12 protein-coding genes are annotated in these 16,676 nt (G+C 60.9%); 8 read left to right on the plus strand and 4 right to left on the minus strand.

The genetic code is table 11. The features are described 5' to 3' along the window. Nucleotides 1-4: 4 nt before the first annotated feature. Nucleotides 5-403, minus strand: a complete 399-nt coding sequence (locus QE360_RS18225; protein WP_309703848.1) for a type II toxin-antitoxin system VapC family toxin — start codon at nt 401-403, stop codon at nt 5-7. Next, entirely contained in the window at nt 400-651 is a 252-nt protein-coding gene (locus tag QE360_RS18230; protein ID WP_309703849.1) for an AbrB/MazE/SpoVT family DNA-binding domain-containing protein, read from the minus strand. The genes QE360_RS18225 and QE360_RS18230 overlap by 4 nt, the downstream gene beginning before the upstream one ends. 103 nt (nt 652-754) lie before the next feature. Here QE360_RS18230 and QE360_RS18235 point away from each other — a divergent pair, with 103 nt between their 5' ends. From QE360_RS18235 to QE360_RS18245, 3 genes are read left to right on the plus strand one after another with little or no spacing between them, the layout of a single operon-like run. Beyond that, the gene (locus tag QE360_RS18235) at nt 755-1,273 is read left to right on the plus strand and encodes a hypothetical protein (protein ID WP_309703851.1); all 519 of its coding nucleotides are present in this window, start codon (nt 755-757) and stop codon (nt 1,271-1,273) included. 48 nt (nt 1,274-1,321) lie between these two features. Continuing rightward, nucleotides 1,322-2,740 carry a conjugal transfer protein TraH gene (locus QE360_RS18240; protein ID WP_309703853.1) on the plus strand — a complete coding sequence of 473 codons (1,419 nt, stop codon included), beginning with the start codon at nt 1,322-1,324 and terminating at the stop codon, nt 2,738-2,740. A gap of 8 nt (nt 2,741-2,748) precedes the next feature. Beyond that, nucleotides 2,749-6,417 (plus strand): conjugal transfer protein TraG N-terminal domain-containing protein, encoded by a 3,669-nt coding sequence (locus tag QE360_RS18245; RefSeq protein ID WP_309703855.1) that lies wholly within the window; start codon nt 2,749-2,751, stop codon nt 6,415-6,417. Here QE360_RS18245 and QE360_RS18250 read toward each other — a convergent pair. Then, complete coding sequence (locus QE360_RS18250) at nt 6,411-6,833, minus strand: hypothetical protein (protein ID WP_309703857.1); 423 nt, start codon at nt 6,831-6,833, stop codon at nt 6,411-6,413. The genes QE360_RS18245 and QE360_RS18250 overlap by 7 nt on opposite strands. 373 nt (nt 6,834-7,206) lie before the next feature. Between QE360_RS18250 and QE360_RS18255 the strand changes: the two genes are divergently transcribed. Further along, entirely contained in the window at nt 7,207-10,197 is a 2,991-nt protein-coding gene (locus QE360_RS18255) for a PAS domain S-box protein (protein ID WP_309703858.1), read from the plus strand. Between the two features lie 570 nt (nt 10,198-10,767). Here QE360_RS18255 and QE360_RS19170 read toward each other — a convergent pair. After that, nucleotides 10,768-11,067, minus strand: coding sequence for a hypothetical protein (locus tag QE360_RS19170; protein ID WP_405052652.1), 300 nt, complete (start codon nt 11,065-11,067; stop codon nt 10,768-10,770). 102 nt (nt 11,068-11,169) lie between these two features. Here QE360_RS19170 and QE360_RS18265 point away from each other — a divergent pair, with 102 nt between their 5' ends. From QE360_RS18265 to QE360_RS18280, 4 genes are read left to right on the plus strand one after another with little or no spacing between them, the layout of a single operon-like run. Continuing rightward, complete coding sequence (locus QE360_RS18265) at nt 11,170-12,582, plus strand: N-6 DNA methylase (RefSeq protein WP_309703862.1); 1,413 nt, start codon at nt 11,170-11,172, stop codon at nt 12,580-12,582. After that, nucleotides 12,582-14,147 (plus strand): restriction endonuclease subunit S, encoded by a 1,566-nt coding sequence (locus QE360_RS18270; protein WP_309704239.1) that lies wholly within the window; start codon nt 12,582-12,584, stop codon nt 14,145-14,147. Before QE360_RS18265 ends, QE360_RS18270 begins: the two co-directional genes overlap by 1 nt. Then, a complete protein-coding gene (locus QE360_RS18275; protein WP_309703864.1) occupies nt 14,137-15,714 on the plus strand; it encodes an AAA family ATPase in 1,578 nt (525 codons plus the stop codon). The genes QE360_RS18270 and QE360_RS18275 overlap by 11 nt, the downstream gene beginning before the upstream one ends. Next, complete coding sequence (locus QE360_RS18280) at nt 15,711-16,556, plus strand: hypothetical protein (protein ID WP_309703866.1); 846 nt, start codon at nt 15,711-15,713, stop codon at nt 16,554-16,556. The genes QE360_RS18275 and QE360_RS18280 overlap by 4 nt, the downstream gene beginning before the upstream one ends. Nucleotides 16,557-16,676: the final 120 nt, after the last annotated feature.

Genomic DNA, 16,676 nt, shown 5'->3' on the forward strand with positions numbered 1-16,676 from the left:
AGGATCAGCTCGGCAGCAATACCGCCTGGCCGCCGCGTTCCAGCAGATTGATCGCCTTGCGGTCGAACGACACGAAGGTATCGGCGCCCAGCCATTTGCCCTGGTAGGCGACCACGCCATCCGCAAAGTCGCCGCCTTGCTCCAGGATGGCGAGCCCGGCGTCGACGGCAGGCATGTCGACGACCGCGTTGGCGGCATTGGTCAACGTCCGGATCGCCCGCGCGATGTCTGCCCGGTCGACGCGGTAGAGCCGGTCGAGCACCCAGCAGAACTCGCACAACGCTGTCACAGGCATTGCCACGACGGTGGCCTCGGCGAGCAGCTTCTGTGCGATCGGGCTCTGGATCGGATCGTCTTCCGTGACTGCCCGGACAAGGATGTTGGTGTCGGCGGTGATCCTCATCGCTCGCCGGTCCAGCCGGCAGCGATCGCCTCATTCATCTCCTCGATCGAGACCGGACGCTGCCCTTCCCGCTTGAGCATGCCGAATGCGTCCGAGATCTGGCCATCCGACCGCGCCGCTTCGACTTCGATCCGTCCGTTCGGCAGCTTGCGAACCGCGATCTTCGAGCCCGCATGGACGCCCAGATGCCTGAGCAGGTCTTTGCGCAGCGTGATCTGGCCCTTGCCCGTCACCGTCAACATGGTCATCGCGAACCTCCGATCGTCACCGCCGAAAGTAAGGCATATCGTCCTTACATTCAACCTGACGGCTATACTTTTGCTCGGTTTGTCGTCGCCGACAACCGCCCAGATGCCGTCGGGTGACGCCGCGCGTCGGGCGGCCATCCACCCGGTCACGACCGTCACCGACATGCGCAGCTGGCTGGACCGGGTGCCGGTAACGCGCGCGTTTCCACCCGACTTTGCCGCGTCGCTGCGCAGCCAGGCACCACTCTTCACGATCGAGATGAGCAGCGCACCCGGATGTGTACCGTGCGCCGACGCCTGGGCGAGACTTACGACGTTTCGCGCCCGCTATGGCTGGCAGGTCCGCGTCCTCAGCAAGGACGAGGCATTGCTGCGTTCGGGTCGGCTGGGTCTTCCCTGGGTCGGGCACCCCGTCATCTGGGTTCGCCCGATCGCCGATCCATCGCGCGTCGTCCCCATTGCCGTTGGCACCGACCATGACGCCAATCTTGCGCGCAACGCCTGGCTGGCTGCCCGGATGCTGACGGGCCTGAAGCCTGGAGTGGGCCTGCGGGCGATGTCGAAATTCACCGGAATCGTCGGTGCCGCATCGCCGACATCCATCCACGCTGCGCGGCGCTGACATGGGCAACCCCGCGTCCCCTTTTCGTCCTTCCTGAGGATCGCCGACATGCTGTCGCTTCGTGCTCGCCTGTACACCACCGCCTGCGCTGCCCTTTTGTCGTGTGGGATCGCCGCGCCTTCCGAGGCGCAGAGCTGGGCGGAAAGCTGGTTCGACAACGTCACCTATACCCAACCCGGCAGTTTCGAGGACCAGGCGCGCGGCTATGTGACCGCCGGTGGCATGTCGGGTCGGGTGGATGTCCATGACGATTATCTGATGAGCCTGACGCTGCCCAAGGTGAAGGCGGGATGCGGCGGCATCGACATGTTCCTTGGCGGCATGTCGTTCCTCGACCCGGATTATCTGGTCCAGAAGCTGGAGACGATCCTCCAGGCCGCGCCCGCTGTCGCCTTCCAGTATCTGCTCGAAACGCTCGACGAGAAGATGGGCAACGTCATCTCGAAGATGGAGGCGGCGACCAACTATCTGAATTCGATCCAGGTCAACGACTGCCGGCTCGCCAATCGCATGGTCCAGATCGCGAAAGGCGACGACAACATGTCGGGCATCGTCGAGGAGATGACCGGCTACAAGTCCGTCCGCCAGGGCTTCGCCAAGAGCTGGCAGCAGAGCCGTGAGAAGATCCAGGCCAATCGGGGCAATCCGACTGAAGACCTGAAGGACGCGCTCGCCAACTGTCCCCGCGAAGTCACCGATATCTTCCGGACCGGATCGTTGCTCGCCCATGCCGCGGCGCGGGTCGGCGCCGGCGATTGGGCCGGCGTGATGCGCGCGCGCGTCGGCGACGTCTACATGCGCTGGAGCGAGACCGACAAGGTACCAGTCTTCGCGGCGATTCCCGCCTGCCCGCGCCAGGACGGCGAGTCCGCCGACGACTTTCTCACCGGCCGCGTCCAGCGCCGCGCGCTCAACATTCCGGCGACCGCGAACGACTGTTCGCCGGACGGTTCGGGCCGGGGGGCTCTCGTCCTCGCGCGCGAGCGTATGCAGGCGATCTCGACCAAGATCCGCAACCGGACCGCGCTCACGACTGAGGAACGCCAGTTCGTCGCCAATGTCCGCACGCTGCCGATCTACCGGATGCTCGAATGGGGAGTCCGCGAAGGCGTCACCGATTCCGTCATCGGCGACACCGACGAGCTGGTCGCGCTCACCCTCGCCTATCAGATGCTCAACGATCTCACCCGGACGATCGATTTCGCGTTGTCGAACGCCGAGCGCGGCGCGAATGCCGCCGGTGCCCTCGACGCCGGCAGTCCGAACCTCTGCCAGACTGGCATCCTCACCAAGGGCATGGAGCAGCTGCGCGGTCTTCGCGACGAGGTGCTGCGCCAGCGGGCGCAGATGCGGCAGAGCTATGTCGCCGCGCTCGGGGCCGCCAACCTGTCCGCCAACTATGCCGGGCTCGTCCGCCAGCGGGATCGCGATGCGCGCGACGCCGCCGGTGCCGACGTGCGGCGCTGAGCACCGTGATGAACACCAGCTTCCACACCTGGGACGGCTTCGCCGAGACCGTCGATGCCTTCCGCCTCGTCGCGATGATCTTCGCCGATCCCCGCTACATGACCCTCGTCCTGATCGTCGGCGTCGTCGGCATCGCGCTTGGCGCGGTGATCGCCAGCGTGCGCGGTCAGGGCATGGGGCTCGTCGCCTATGGCTTCCAGATGCTGGTCGGTGTCGGGCTGTTCGTCGGCCTGATCGCGACCACCGGCACGGTCCACGTCTATGACCGGGTGCGGAACGCCTATCAGCCGGTCGGCCATGTGCCCAACCTGATCGTGCTGGTGGCCGGCGCGACCAACATGATGGAGCGGGCGCTGTCCGAGGTCATCGACGACAACACGCTCGATCCCGATGCCAAGCTCGAAATGGGCGCGGGCGGCCATAGCTTCGATCTGTTCCTCAACGCCGTCTCGCCGGCTGCCCCCATGACCGACAGCTTCATCGACGCGACGCTGCGCGACTATGTGCGCCGCTGCTATCCCGTGGCACGGGTCTCGCCGGCGTACGGCGTCGATGACGACACGCTGTTTCGCACGACGACCGATCTGCCCGGCGCGTTTGCCGCCATGGCGGGGCCCGCGACCTACTCCACGATCTACACGGCCTCCGCGAAGGGCGGGCGCACGGCAAGTTGCAGCGAGGCCTGGGATCATATTTCGAACCGGCTGTCCGATCCGACGCTGTTCGACAGCTATACCCGCCAGATCTGCCAGCGCACCGGCTATGCGGTCGATCATGCGGGTCAGTTGGCGCGTTGCCGCCAGCGCCTCGGCCAGATGGGCGGGATGATGATGGGGACCTCGCTGTCGCTGCAGGGCTTTCTCACCGACGTGCTGCTGGGCCGTACGGTCGGGGACGTGCTCTTCGAGGACAGCCCAGCGGCGGCCGCACGCACCATGGCCAATCGGGCGATGATGTCGAGCGGGCTGGCCACCATGTCGGTCGCCAACGAATGGATGCCGACGATCCGCGCGACGGTCTTTGCGATCATGCTGTTCATGGTGCCGATCGCGATGCTGTTCATCCTCACCCCCATCAACCTGCGCGTCGCGAGCTTCGCGCTCGGCCTGTTCGTCTTCGTGGCGCTCTGGGGCGTGATCGATGCCGGAATCTACCAGCTGACGCTCGGGCGGGCGATGGCGGCGCTTGCGGAGATGCGAACCAACCATCTCGGCGCGAACGCCTGGATCCTCGCCCCGTCGGCAGCGATGAAAGCGCTCGCCATCTTCGGCAGCTTCCGCACCGCCGCGGCAGGCCTTGCCGGCGCATTCGTCTTCACCGTCTTCCGCTTCTCGGGCAACGTCTTCACCGCGCTGACCAGCGGTTCGCTACAGGCGCAGGCGCAAGGCACGTCTGCCGCAACCGGCATCGGCACCAGCGAAGGCTATGCCTCCGCGCTCGAGGCCCAGGCCTCGGCCGGCGGCACCTTTGCGAAGCGGGCAGCGGTGTCCAGCTTCGGCGACTTCGGTGAACGCTCGACCTTCGGCACGACGCGCGCGTTCGGTGCAGCCGATGCAGTGCTGGGCGAACATGGCGGCGGTGCACCGGGTGTAGCGGCGTTCGGCATGGGTGGGCTCGACGCCGCCCGCGAGTTGGGTGGGCTCTCCCCTGCCCTACGTGGCCGTGACCCAAATGATCCGGCGGTCGCACAGGCTGTCCGGGCGAATGCCACCACGACCGCGATCCACAACTTCGCCGACAAGGATGCGCTGCGGTCGTTGGGCACGACCTATTTCGGTCAGGGTCAGGCCGGCGAACGAGCGTTCGCCGCGTTCACACACGGTATGACGCAGTGGAAGGCGTTCGGCGACAACCGCGCCTATGACATGATGCGTCAGGGTGCGGAGCGATTTTTTCAGCGTGGTGGCTATTCCCAGGACGATGCCGCGCTGAAGGCGTCCACTGTGATCGCGCAGGCGTCTGCCGATCCGACCTTTGCCAAGCTGACCGCCAATGCCTTCGATCAGGAAGCGATGCTCCGCAACGACCTGACTGGAGCACAGGTCCGGGTCGGTGCGATGGAGGGGCGGCGCGATCAAGCCGGCGATCATGTCGCAGCGACCGAGCGCGGCAATGTCGCGACCGAGCAGGCGTGGCGAACGGGCAGCAACGCGGGTCATCGTCGGGCCGCAGCGATGTTGGGGATTCCTGTCGAAGAGACGTCGCGGCGGATCGGGTTCATCACCGCCCTGTCGGGCGAGGCACGCGCCTCCGCGATCTCGCAACTAAGCCGAGCGACCGGGCGCAACGAGGCTCAGGTGCTCAACGCGCTGGAGACGTACACCGCCGCCACGCAGGTCGGCACCGCCGATGGCGCGACGGCGGAAACCGCTCGCGAGGGCAGCAGCGTCTATGGGCGCGCCCGTGAGACCGCCGGCTATGACGTCGCCGAGCGTGCCGGCAAGCTCGATGCCCAGCGCGAGGTCGGGCACGACGGTACGCAAGCCGCCGCGCGTATCAGCGAGCAGCGACGTCAGGCCGACAATGCCGGTTTTGCCGAAGGCGCCGCAGAGGCCGGCGTGTCGGTGCGTGAGGCCGCCCGGCTCGACAGCTTCATCCAGGCGCTGTCGCGCACTTCCGGGAACCAGGTCGAGATGGCCGAGGGCGGTGCGGCCGGCATCGCCGATCGTGCGCGCAACGAGCGGCTGACACGAGTTGTCGAGAACGAGCGTCTGACCCGCATGCGGGGACTGCTCCACGAGCATGGCATCGAACTGTCGCGGCGGCAGATCGCGATGGATCAGAATGGCGATCTCAACCTCAACCTGACGCCTCAGACGGCCGCGGCAATGTGGAAAGCCGGCCTTATCAACGAAAGCCAGCTCGGCGCTGTCGCGAACGGCGGCCACGCCCGCTTCAGCTTTGCCCACAATGATCTGCTCGTCTCCAGCAGCACCGGCTTTTCCCGGTCCGCCCGCAACGACACCAGCACCCGGTTCGAGGCCGGCAAGCAGGCCGGGCCGGACACGATCGAGCACTTTCTTGGTGGTGGCGCCGAAGGGCATGCCGCAATGGCCAACTGGTTGCGCGGCGGGTTCGAGATGGACCGCAAGGGCAACTGGCGCCTCAAGCCGCAGGTCGCGGATACGATCCAGCGCGATGTGAGCGCAGTGATGGCGCAGACCGGATGGCAACGTTCGTTGTCGCGATCCGCCGAACATTCGGCGTCAATAGCGACAAGCATCTCCGGGAATATCAGCGGGTCCGCATCGCGCGGCGGAGGGACATCTGGTGCCGAAGGTCGAACGTCAACCGGTGGCACCGTTGGCCGTACATCCGGCAGTATAGGTATAGAGAGCGTCGACCGAGGCGCGACGGCCGAGACTGGGAGCTCCTCGCTTGACATCGTAAATTACAATGTTCGTGATGTTATCGCCTTGGCGGAACGAGCAGCCGCCCGCTCAACCAATCCAGCTACAGTTTTTACAGGTTATCTTGCAGAAAAAGTTCTCGGAAACGATGGACTTCGTAACCGCTACTTGGAGCAAGCGGATGCAGCACGAGGAGTCCTAGATCCCTCGGCGCCGCTCACATCCATGGAGCAGTCTTCGATTGCTCGAACCGGAAGAATGTCGCTCGATCCTGCGGGTGGCCCGACAGATGGTGATCCGTCCTTCAAGTCCAGGAGGGATCAGTGACTTCCGTCTTTCAGTACACCCAGATGTCGAAGATGCCGGACACCAGACCGCGGGTCCGTCGGATCGGTATACGGATCAGACAGGTCACCGGGCCGCAGCATTTTCTCCGGGACATCAGGCGTAATCACCCAATCGCCTCGATTCAGCTTTGCACGAACAAAGCCGAAGCCCAGTAGAAGCAATATGATCAACGGATTACAGAAAATCGCGAGGTAGCCAGCTAGCAAGGAATCGTAGAAGCTCGAAAGAACAGGAAATTTGACCGAGGCCATACGTCCGCCCCAGTAGAGGGGTATCGTACACCACCACAGTTTGGCATACCACGGTCGCCAAAGCCAATCGGAAGCAAACAGCGGCGCATCTTCCGTCTGGTCACGGCACATAAATTCATCCGAAGATCGCGACTCGTCTTTCATGATCGACACCTCTCAGATCGAGTTTCTACCATCGTCTGCCGGAACGGGAAATGCTGGGGATCAGCGGTCCGACTTACCACTGACACACATCTGCCGCGCTCCCCCTCCTTCCATAGCTTCGCGGATCGTGAACTCGACTGTACGCCTCGTGCGCCCATACGAGGTGAGAAACCGAGCGTGGTCTCGCAACAAAGAGCACGATGTGTGACGCCCCTGCCCTTCGCGATGAAAGCGTCGAATGTCCGGTTTTTTGATAGACGCCGACCAGTTATGCGATGTCGCTCAAACCCGTAACCGTCTATCGTCTGAATTGCCGGTATCGCATCTGCTCGATCCATGTACGGACTAGCGATACTCCAGGTGAGGAACGACGATGATCGGAAGTATCATGCCGGAGGATGAGCAAGGCGCACAAACCGCCTCGTTCCTGATAGCGGCCAGCGTCCAGCTCGCTGCCGCACGGTCGATAGACGATGTCGTGGATGTCCTTCGCCGCACTGCCCGCGCGGCGATCGGGGCGGACGGCATCGCGGTGATCGTGCGGGACGGCGCATTGTGCCATTACGTCGCGGAGGATGCGATCGGGCCACTGTGGTGCGGGCGCCGGTTCGAGGCCGGAGGCTGTGTCTCCGGGCTGGCGATGCGCCATGGCGCGACGATCGCCATCGCCGATGCGCAAAACGACGATCGGGTGCCGCAAGGCCTGTACCGCGATACCTTCGTGCGCAGCATGGTGATCGCGCCGATCGGCGCCCCTGATCCCATCGCCGCGCTCGGGGCCTATTGGTCGACGGTGCGAACCGCCGATGCCGCCACGATCGAACGGCTTGAGAGCCTGGCGCAGCTCGCGACGATCGCGATCGAGAATGTGCGGCTGATCGAAGCGCGGGATCGCGCGGCCGACCTCGCTGCGGCGCAAAGCAGAATCCTTGAACGCGTTGTGCGTAACGCACCGCTGGCGGAGACGCTGGATGCGATCATCCTCACGGTCGAGCGATTGTCGAAGTCGGGAGTGCTGGGATCGGTGCTCTTGCTCGATGAGGACGGCCGGCACCTGCGCCATGGCGCAGCTCCGAGCCTGCCGCAGGCATATAACGAAGCGATCGACGGCATCGCGATCGGTCCCGCTGTCGGATCGTGCGGCAGCGCGGTCCACCGCGGCGAGCCAGTCTATGTCAACGACATCATGAATGATCCCCTATGGGCAGACTTCCGTGATCTGGCGCGCGACAACGGTTTGCACGCCTGCTGGTCGGCTCCGATACGGTCGGCGAACGGCGACGTCCTCGGCACGTTCGCGATGTATCATCGTGAGCCGCGCGAGCCGCTGCCGTCCGATCTCGAGATCGTCGAGTTCGTCATTCACACCGCCGGGCTCGTCATCGAGCGGGCACGCGGCGAACTCATCGCCTTGCGCAGTGAGGCCCGTTATCGGCAGATCGTCGAGGGTGCCGAAGACTTCGCGATCGTCACGATGGATGCAAAGGGCGTCATCTCCGGCTGGAACAGCGGTGCCGAACGCCTGACCGGCTATTCGCGCGAGGAGGCGCTCGGGCAGCCCGGCAGCCTTTTCTACACGGAAGAGGACCTGGCCGCCGGCGTCTTCACCGCCGAAATGGCGCGTGCCCGGCAGGAAGGTCGGGCCGTCAACGAGCGCTGGCATAGCAGGAAGACCGGCGAGCGCTTCTGGGGTTCGGGACTCATGATGCCGCTGGCGATGGACCATGGCGGCTATGTGAAGATGTTTCGGGACCGCACCGCCGAGCACGAAGCCGATGAGGCGCGGCTCGAAAGCGAGGCCTTGCTGCGCCTCGCGACCGAGAATGCCGAGGTCGGCTTCTGGGATGTCGAGGGCGGCACGGAATTTCTTCATTGGCCGCCGCGAACCAAGGCGATGTTCGGGATCTCGGCGGATGCCCCGGTCACGATGAACGACTTCTACAATGGCCTTCACCCGGATGATGCCGAGGCGACTGCCGAAGCCTATGCCGCCGCAGCCGACCCGCTGCGCCGCGCGCTCTATGACGTCGAGTACCGCACGATCGGCAAGGAAGACGGTGTCGTGCGCTGGGTCGCTGCGAAGGGCCGTGGCGTGTTCGACGAACAGGGGCGATGCATCCGCGTCACGGGCACGGCGATCGACATCACTGCCAGGAAGGCGATGGAGCTTGAGCTTCGCGATCTCAACGAGACGCTGGAACAGCGTGTCGGCGAGCGGACGCGAGAACTGATGATGTCGCAGGAAGCGCTGCGACAGGCCCAGAAGATGGAGGCGATGGGGCAATTGACGGGCGGTGTCGCGCACGACTTCAACAACCTGCTGACCCCGATCGTCGGCAGCCTGGATATGCTTCAACGCAAGCGCCTCGGTAATGAACGCGAACAGCGGCTGATCGCGGGCGCGATGCAGTCGGCGGAGCGTGCCAAGACGCTCGTTCAGCGTTTGCTCGCCTTCGCCCGGCGCCAGCCATTGCAGTCGGTGCCGGTCGACATCGCGCAACTCGTTCACGGAATGGGTGATCTCGTGTCCAGCACGACCGGTCCCCAGATCAAGGTCGTCGTCGAGGCGGCGACCGACCTGCCGCCAGCGATGGCCGATCCTAACCAGCTGGAAATGGCGCTGCTCAACCTCAGCGTGAACGCGCGCGATGCTATGCCGGACGGTGGAACGCTGCGCATTTCGGCCAGTGTGGGACGGGTAGCCGAACCTTCAGTCCACGGCCTTGATCCCGGCGATTACATCCGCCTGTCGGTCGCGGACACCGGGACTGGCATGGACGAGGTGACGCTGTCACGCGCGGTGGAGCCCTTCTTTTCCACCAAGGGAATCGGCCAAGGCACGGGTCTGGGCCTGTCGATGGTCCATGGGCTCGCTTCGCAGCTTGGGGGTGCGCTCGTCATCCACAGCCGCCTGGAGGTGGGCACCAACATGGAGCTATGGCTGCCGCAGAGCGCCGCCATCGCCTCGCCTCCCGAACCGAAGGGCAAAGAGGATCAGGTCGCCCCGCTCAGCGGCCGGGCGTTGCTGGTGGACGACGAGGAACTGGTCCGGCTCAGCACCGCGGACATGCTGGCGGACCTCGGCTACGAGGTGATCGAGGCATCGTCGGCCGAACAGGCGCTGCGCTTCCTGGACGACGGCGTTCGCGTCGATCTGCTGGTCACCGATCACCTGATGCCGGGCATGACCGGCGTCGATCTGGCGCGTGAGGTGCGGCAGCGATCCGCGGAGACGCCGATCCTCATCGTATCGGGCTTCGCAGAGGTCGAGGGCCTGGACGCTACTTTGCCACGCCTCATCAAGCCGTTTCGCAAGGATGAACTGGCCTCAAGTATTGAGCGGGTAGCGACAACCGATCGCTGACGAAGCAGCGCGGCAGTCCCTTTGCTCTTGATGAAGTGTTGCCCTCGGGACGGCTCTCTGATGGGACGGACGGGCGGGAATAATGCATCTCCGTCGGCAAACACCCTCATTGACAGCGCTCAGTGCGTGAGGCGACTCTATGTTGACGTCCCAAACACAGGATCGACATGCTCGTTCACGAACGCAAGCGTTCCTCATTGATGAGGATATCCATTTCCGCTGACTCACCCGCACATTTCGAGCGTCCGAAACCAGTCGCTTGTTCATGAAAGAGGATTGACCGCTTGGACGCGCCGAGCCGCCCACACAGCAACGGCGTAAGTTGGGACAAAGCGGCCGGTCGCCACCATGCCCAGGAATGTCGAGTTAGGCAGAAACCCGCCATTCCCCGGGGCCGTGACGGCCATTTCTTCTATGTCCGGGCTTGTTGACACTCCGGTTTGCCTCCTTCGGATCGTTCCAGGGGCCAAACTGCCCTTCATTCATTATGCTCGGATCAGCTTTGCGAACGACCAAAGTTGGATGGTCTCCGGAAGGTCCGGTTCGTATGGCGTCATCGCGCGTCTCTTGTCAGGTTACCGCGTTCTTCGGATTGATCGAATATAGCTCACGGGCTATGCTTCGCGTCCGGGCGAAGAGCGGGGCAAGGAATTGAAGCAGGAAGTCGAAGGTCTCCGGGAACTGCGCCAGATTGCGGGAAAGGCTCAGGCTGACATTGCGACCGCGCTCAACATCAAACAACCTTCGGTCTCGAAGATCGAGGGCCAAGCGGATATGCGTTTGTCGACGCTCCGGAGCTATGTCGAAGCGATTGGTGGAAGACTTGAGCTTACGGTGAAGTTGCCGGCTCTGCCATTGCTGCGCCTTCATAACCTTGGTGACTTGGCAGCTGATCGGGGTGCAGGAAGATACACCTCGGCGCGGCAAAGAAGGCCTGCTTAGTCCGCAATACATCGATAAGACCCGGGGGCCATGGATTTGCAATACGGTAACATCGTTCAAAAGATATGGAATTTATGTCACGTTCTCAGGGGCGACGGCGTTAGTTACCATGAGTACATATCTGAGCTAACTTATCTTTTGTTCCTCAAGATTGCTGCGGAAAACAACACCGAGGAACTTATACCGCTTGGGTATCGCTGGGACGATATTGTTGGTTACACCGGGGGTGACCTTCTCACCCACTATCGAGATGTTCTGACGTTCCTCGGCGGTCACGCAGAAGACGATCGTGTTCGGAAAATCTATGCGTTTCCGACCACTGTGTTTTCACACAGTGAAAACCTGCGAGCCGTCATTGACGGTATAGATAGACTCGACTGGCGGTCCATCTCGACCGACATGATGGGCGACATCTATGAAGGTTTGATCGCAAAGAATTCCCAGGATGCGCGATCTGGAGCCGGTCAGTATTTCACCCCACGCGCTCTCATTGATTCTATCGTCCGCCTTGTTCAACCTAAGGGCGGCGAGTTGATCCAGGACCCAGCTGCGGGCAGCGGCGGTTTTCTTGTGTCTGCTAACGATTTTTTCCTCAAACAGACCAAGTCGAGCGCGCCCAAGCGAAAGCCTCGTTTTGAAGGCATGGAAATCGAGAAGGGCACATACCGAATCTGCCTGATGAACGCCTTTTTGCATGGGCTGGATCTGCGGCTGATTATGGGTGACGCGCTGACCGCTGACTCCGCTCAGTTGACAGCGCCTGACGTCATCTTGGCCAACCCGCCCTTTGGCGCCCGGGCCGGAGGCGCTCGGAGACAGCGCCACGACATTCCATTCCCTACAGCCAACAAGCAACTCGCATTTCTGCAACACATCTACCTTGGCCTTAAACCGGGAGGTCGAGCAGCGGTCGTACTGCCAGACAACGTGCTATTCGAAGATGGCGTCGGGAGAAAGGTTCGTCAGGACATTCTCGAAAAATGCAATTTGCACACGATCGTTCGGCTCCCCACCGGCATCTTCTATGCCCAAGGCGTGATGACGAACGTCTTGTTCTTTTCACGAGGAGAAAAGCCTCATGGAAATACCAAAGAGACATGGATTTACGATATGCGGGCCGGCATGCCGGCGTTTGGCAAAAAGCAGCCACTCGCACCCTCACACTTCGCGGAGTTCGAGGCGTGTTTCGGGCCGGATCCTCTTGGAACAAGTAAGCGCAAGGACCTCGGTGAACAGGGTCGGTTCCGACGTTTCACGCGAAAGCAGATAGCTGCTCGCGACGACAACCTAGATATTGCTTGGCTCCGCACCGATCAGGAAAACCCGGATACGACGGCGGAACCCGAGGAGCTTGCTGCCCGCATTTCGCAGCTACTTCGTGTCGCCATTGAGCAGATTGACCTCCTGAATGACGAGCTGATTGCCGACGGAGGTGAAGTTTGATGACTTCGCTTCCACCACACTGGGCAACCGTGCCGATTGGTGACATTTGTGAACTTATAAACGGGCGTGCGTTCAAGCCGTCAGAGTGGACTGAGACGGGAAGACCGATCGTCAGGATTCAAAATCTCAATAGGGCGACCGCGGCTTTCAATTACTTCGATGGGCCTATCGAGGACCGGTTCTCCGTTAATGATGGCGACCTGTTGTTTGCATGGTCGGGCACCCCAGGAACGTCGTTCGGCGCCCACTTGTGGGACGGCGGGCCCGCCGTGTTGAATCAGCATATCTTTCGGATGGACTTTGATCGGGATCTGATTGACCCGATATTTTTCAAGCACGCAATCAACGAGACGTTAGACGAGCTCATTGACCAGGCTCACGGCGGTGTCGGGCTCCGACACATCACCAAAGGCACGTTCCAGCAGACGAAGATCAGCCTTCCCCCTACGAATGAACAGCGCCGGATCGCAGCGGCGGTTACGGCCTATCAGAATAGGGCCCGGATAGCTCAGACCAGCATTCAGGGGGCGCTTGCGGCCAGCGAGGAATATAAGGACGCTGTGCTTCGAAAGGTGTTTGAGGAGGACGCCGGCCAAGGCGGGCGACGTCCGGATTACATGCCGTTGATCGAACTGGTGGATGAAGGCCCGACGAACGGTTGGTCGCCAAAAACGGGCCCCGATGCCACCGGACCATTAGCTCTGCGACTTACTGCGACGACGTCGGGATATCTAAGGCTCGACGAGGCCGCGGTGAAGCGAATTTATGAGCGACCCAGCGATGACTCAAGATATTGGCTGAAGCCTGGTGATCTCCTGGTTCAGCGCGCTAATGCCCTCGAGCATCTCGGTGCCGCGGCGATTTTCGACGGACCAGAGCAGACCTATATCTACCCTGATCTGATGATGCGCTTGCGAGTCGCCGACGCCGACCGGCGCCGGTATCTCTGGCGCTACCTCAACTCCGCTGCCGCGCGCCGATATGTGCGGGCACACGCCACCGGTACGGCCGGAAACATGCCGAAAATAAGCGGCAGCACCCTTCGCGGGTTGCCCATTCCAATCCCTCCAGGCCGCGACTTTCGAAGAGCTGCGGACTTCATTGATCGAGAATTTACAGCGATCGAAGCTCTGCGAACCACTGCCGGCGAAGCCATTGAAGCATTGGGACAACTTCAAAAGGCTGTCCTCGCCAAGGCGTTCCGGGGCGAACTCGTAAAGCCCTCACCGGACGACGAGCCCACGAATATCCTGCTTGATCGGATCAAGCAGGCGAAAAACACCCATGCCGCCCCACGGCATCGGCGTGGCCTAGCACCCGAGACCGAAACACGCACGATCAGGAAAGGACCGCTCGTGGCTGAAAAAAGGAGAGCGGATGTCGCATCCGACTATCTCAAACTGACTCTCGCAGACATGGGCGGCACGGCTTCCGCGAAGGATCTTTGGCGTAAAAGCGAAATGGTGATCGACGAGTTTTATAAGCAGTTACGGTTAGAAATGGCTCGAGGAGACGTGGCAATCGGCCGTACTCAAGACGATTTGGTGGTCCTAGATGCGGCTTGATTGGCTAAAGCTTGGTCAGTTTAAGAATCTCGTCGATATCGAGATCAAATTTGATGAGGGTGAGCTATCAACTGTCATCGTCGGTGAAAATGGAACCGGGAAGTCAAATGTAATTGAGGCATTGGTCACCATTTTTCGCGACTTGGACCTCGGTGAGCAGACGCCGTTCTCATATGCTCTCGCTTATAATTGCCACGGGCACCGGATCGAGATTGAAAACTCAGCCGATGAAAGCACGTTTTCTGTGCGCGTTGACGGCGATCCGACAACTCGGTCTGCCTTCAATTTAAAGAAGTCCACTTACCTTCCTGCAAACGTATTTGGCTACTATTCCGGATCGAGCAGACGGCTCGAGCAGCTTTTCGACAGGCATCAGCTCCGATATTACAAGAGAGTAATTTCCCCTAAGTCCTCTGCGACGGACATCAAAAATTTGGATCTTCGCCGGCTGTTCTACTGCAGACCAGCCTACGGGCAACTGGCGCTACTAAGTTATTTTGCCTTTGGATCAGACTCGGCGAAGACATTCCTAAAAAAGCATATGGGCATCACAGGTTTCGACAGTGCTCTGCTTGTCCTGCGTAAGCCCCGCTGGGCTGACGGGAGCTCTTCAGCGGGCCAGACGAAGGTAACCGATCAGACATTTTGGAATTCCTCTGGGCTGGTTCGGACCCTCCTCGATAAACTTTGGGATCAGGCTTTAGCACCCATAGCTGATCGCGCACGGGAGCAAGATGATTACAGAGCGAAGCCAACCAACGAAGAGCAGATCTATATCTTCTTAAAGGACCTAAATACTCTCAACGACGTAGCCCGATCATTTGAAGACGAGAGGACATTCTTTGCACTTCTTGAAACTCTAGACATCTCCGACTTAATTCGTGAAGTCCGTATCTGGGTCAACAAAGAGGATGTTACTGGCGAAATCCCGTTCCACGAGATTAGCGATGGTGAAAAGCAGCTTCTGAGCGTCCTTGGGCTTATGCGCTTCACGAGTCAAGACGAGAGCTTATTTCTGCTTGATGAGCCCGACACACACCTTAATCCGAACTGGAAATGGGATTATCTTCATCTGGTAAAGGACGTGGCGCAGCGCGGCGAAAGTCACATTATTCTTACGACCCATGATCCGCTGACGATTGGAAGCCTGAAGGCGTCACAAGTCCAAGTAATGGCACGTTCCAAATCAGGGACTGTCACCGCGAGCCCGCCGGAGGTCGATCCCCGCGGACTAGGCTTTACCAGCATTCTGACTCAGGTGTTTGGCCTTCCAACCACACTGGATCCCGATACCCAGAGTGAGCTTGATGAGCGGAACAGTCTTCTTCGCCTGCATGGACGCACCACCCTCCAAGAACACCGCCTTCTGGAACTAAGCGAACGGCTGAGGAGACTGGGATTTGTTCTGGAAGATCGGGAGCCGGAATACGAATTGTTCCTTCGAGCTTTAACGGAGTTGAAGCAGCAAGGGCGGGCAGCGCTTTCGCCTGAAACGATTGCGCAGCGTAATAAGGTCGCGAAGCGGATTCTCGCCGAGATCATGGCCCCAAAGGGCGAGCAGACATGATTTACGTTTTCCAAGATGAAACGAAGCTTCCAGCAGGCTGGCTGGAAAAAGTTGCCGCACTGCAAGCCGCCCTTGATCAACTCGATACGAAGGCCAAGAGAAAGGCTTACATTGATGGCAGAGTGGCAATCTGGGGCGAGGTGAAAAACGCTCTTCTCGAGATGTCGCACAATAAGTGCTGGTACTCTGAGGCTCCCGATGCCGTCTCTGACTGGCATGTTGACCACTTCAGGCCAAAATTGAGAGCGCTTGATGAGGACCGAACGGCTCACGACGGATACCCTTGGCTGGCGTTCGACTGGAAAAACTATCGCATTGCAGGGAGCTATCCCAATTCCCCTCACACTGATGATCATGGGACAACTAGGGGTAAGTGGGACTTCTTTCCATTGTCGCCCGGATCTGTCAGGGCGACATGGGCTCAAAGAAGCACCGCAAACGAGACGGTGCTGCTATTAGATCCCGCTAGCAAGACTGATCCAAAGCTGATGACCTTCGACGAAGAGGGTCTGCCGCTTCCCGTCGATCCGAACAATGTGATCGTGAAAAAGCGTGTCGAAACGACGGTTCACTTACTTTATCTTGATAGCCCCCGTCTCGTAGCTGCGAGGAAAAAGAAATGGCGCGAGATCTCGAATTTAATCGAGGAATACCGCTTGGCGTGTCCCGACACATATGAAGCGTGCACCCTTCAGGATCATCAGCGAGTGCAGCGTTTGATTGGAAAACTAAGCGAAGCGGCAGGACCAAAAGCAGCCTACGCGGCCACGGCTCGCGCCTGCCTTCGCGCCAATGATCTTTCCGAGTTCATTGGGGCTGTCGAGGAAGCAACGGCAGCCTGATGGCGGACGAGACGGCCGCAAATGAGCCTCTAAATGGCGGCGCTGGCGCGGCAGAGATCGACGGGGCAAAGCGTAGAAGTGGCCGCTTTTGGCGTAGACCGACGTCCCCGTCTCTAAATC

It is taken from the genome of Sphingomonas sp. SORGH_AS_0789, from assembly GCF_031453055.1.
Taxonomy (GTDB): Bacteria; Pseudomonadota; Alphaproteobacteria; order Sphingomonadales; family Sphingomonadaceae; genus Sphingomonas.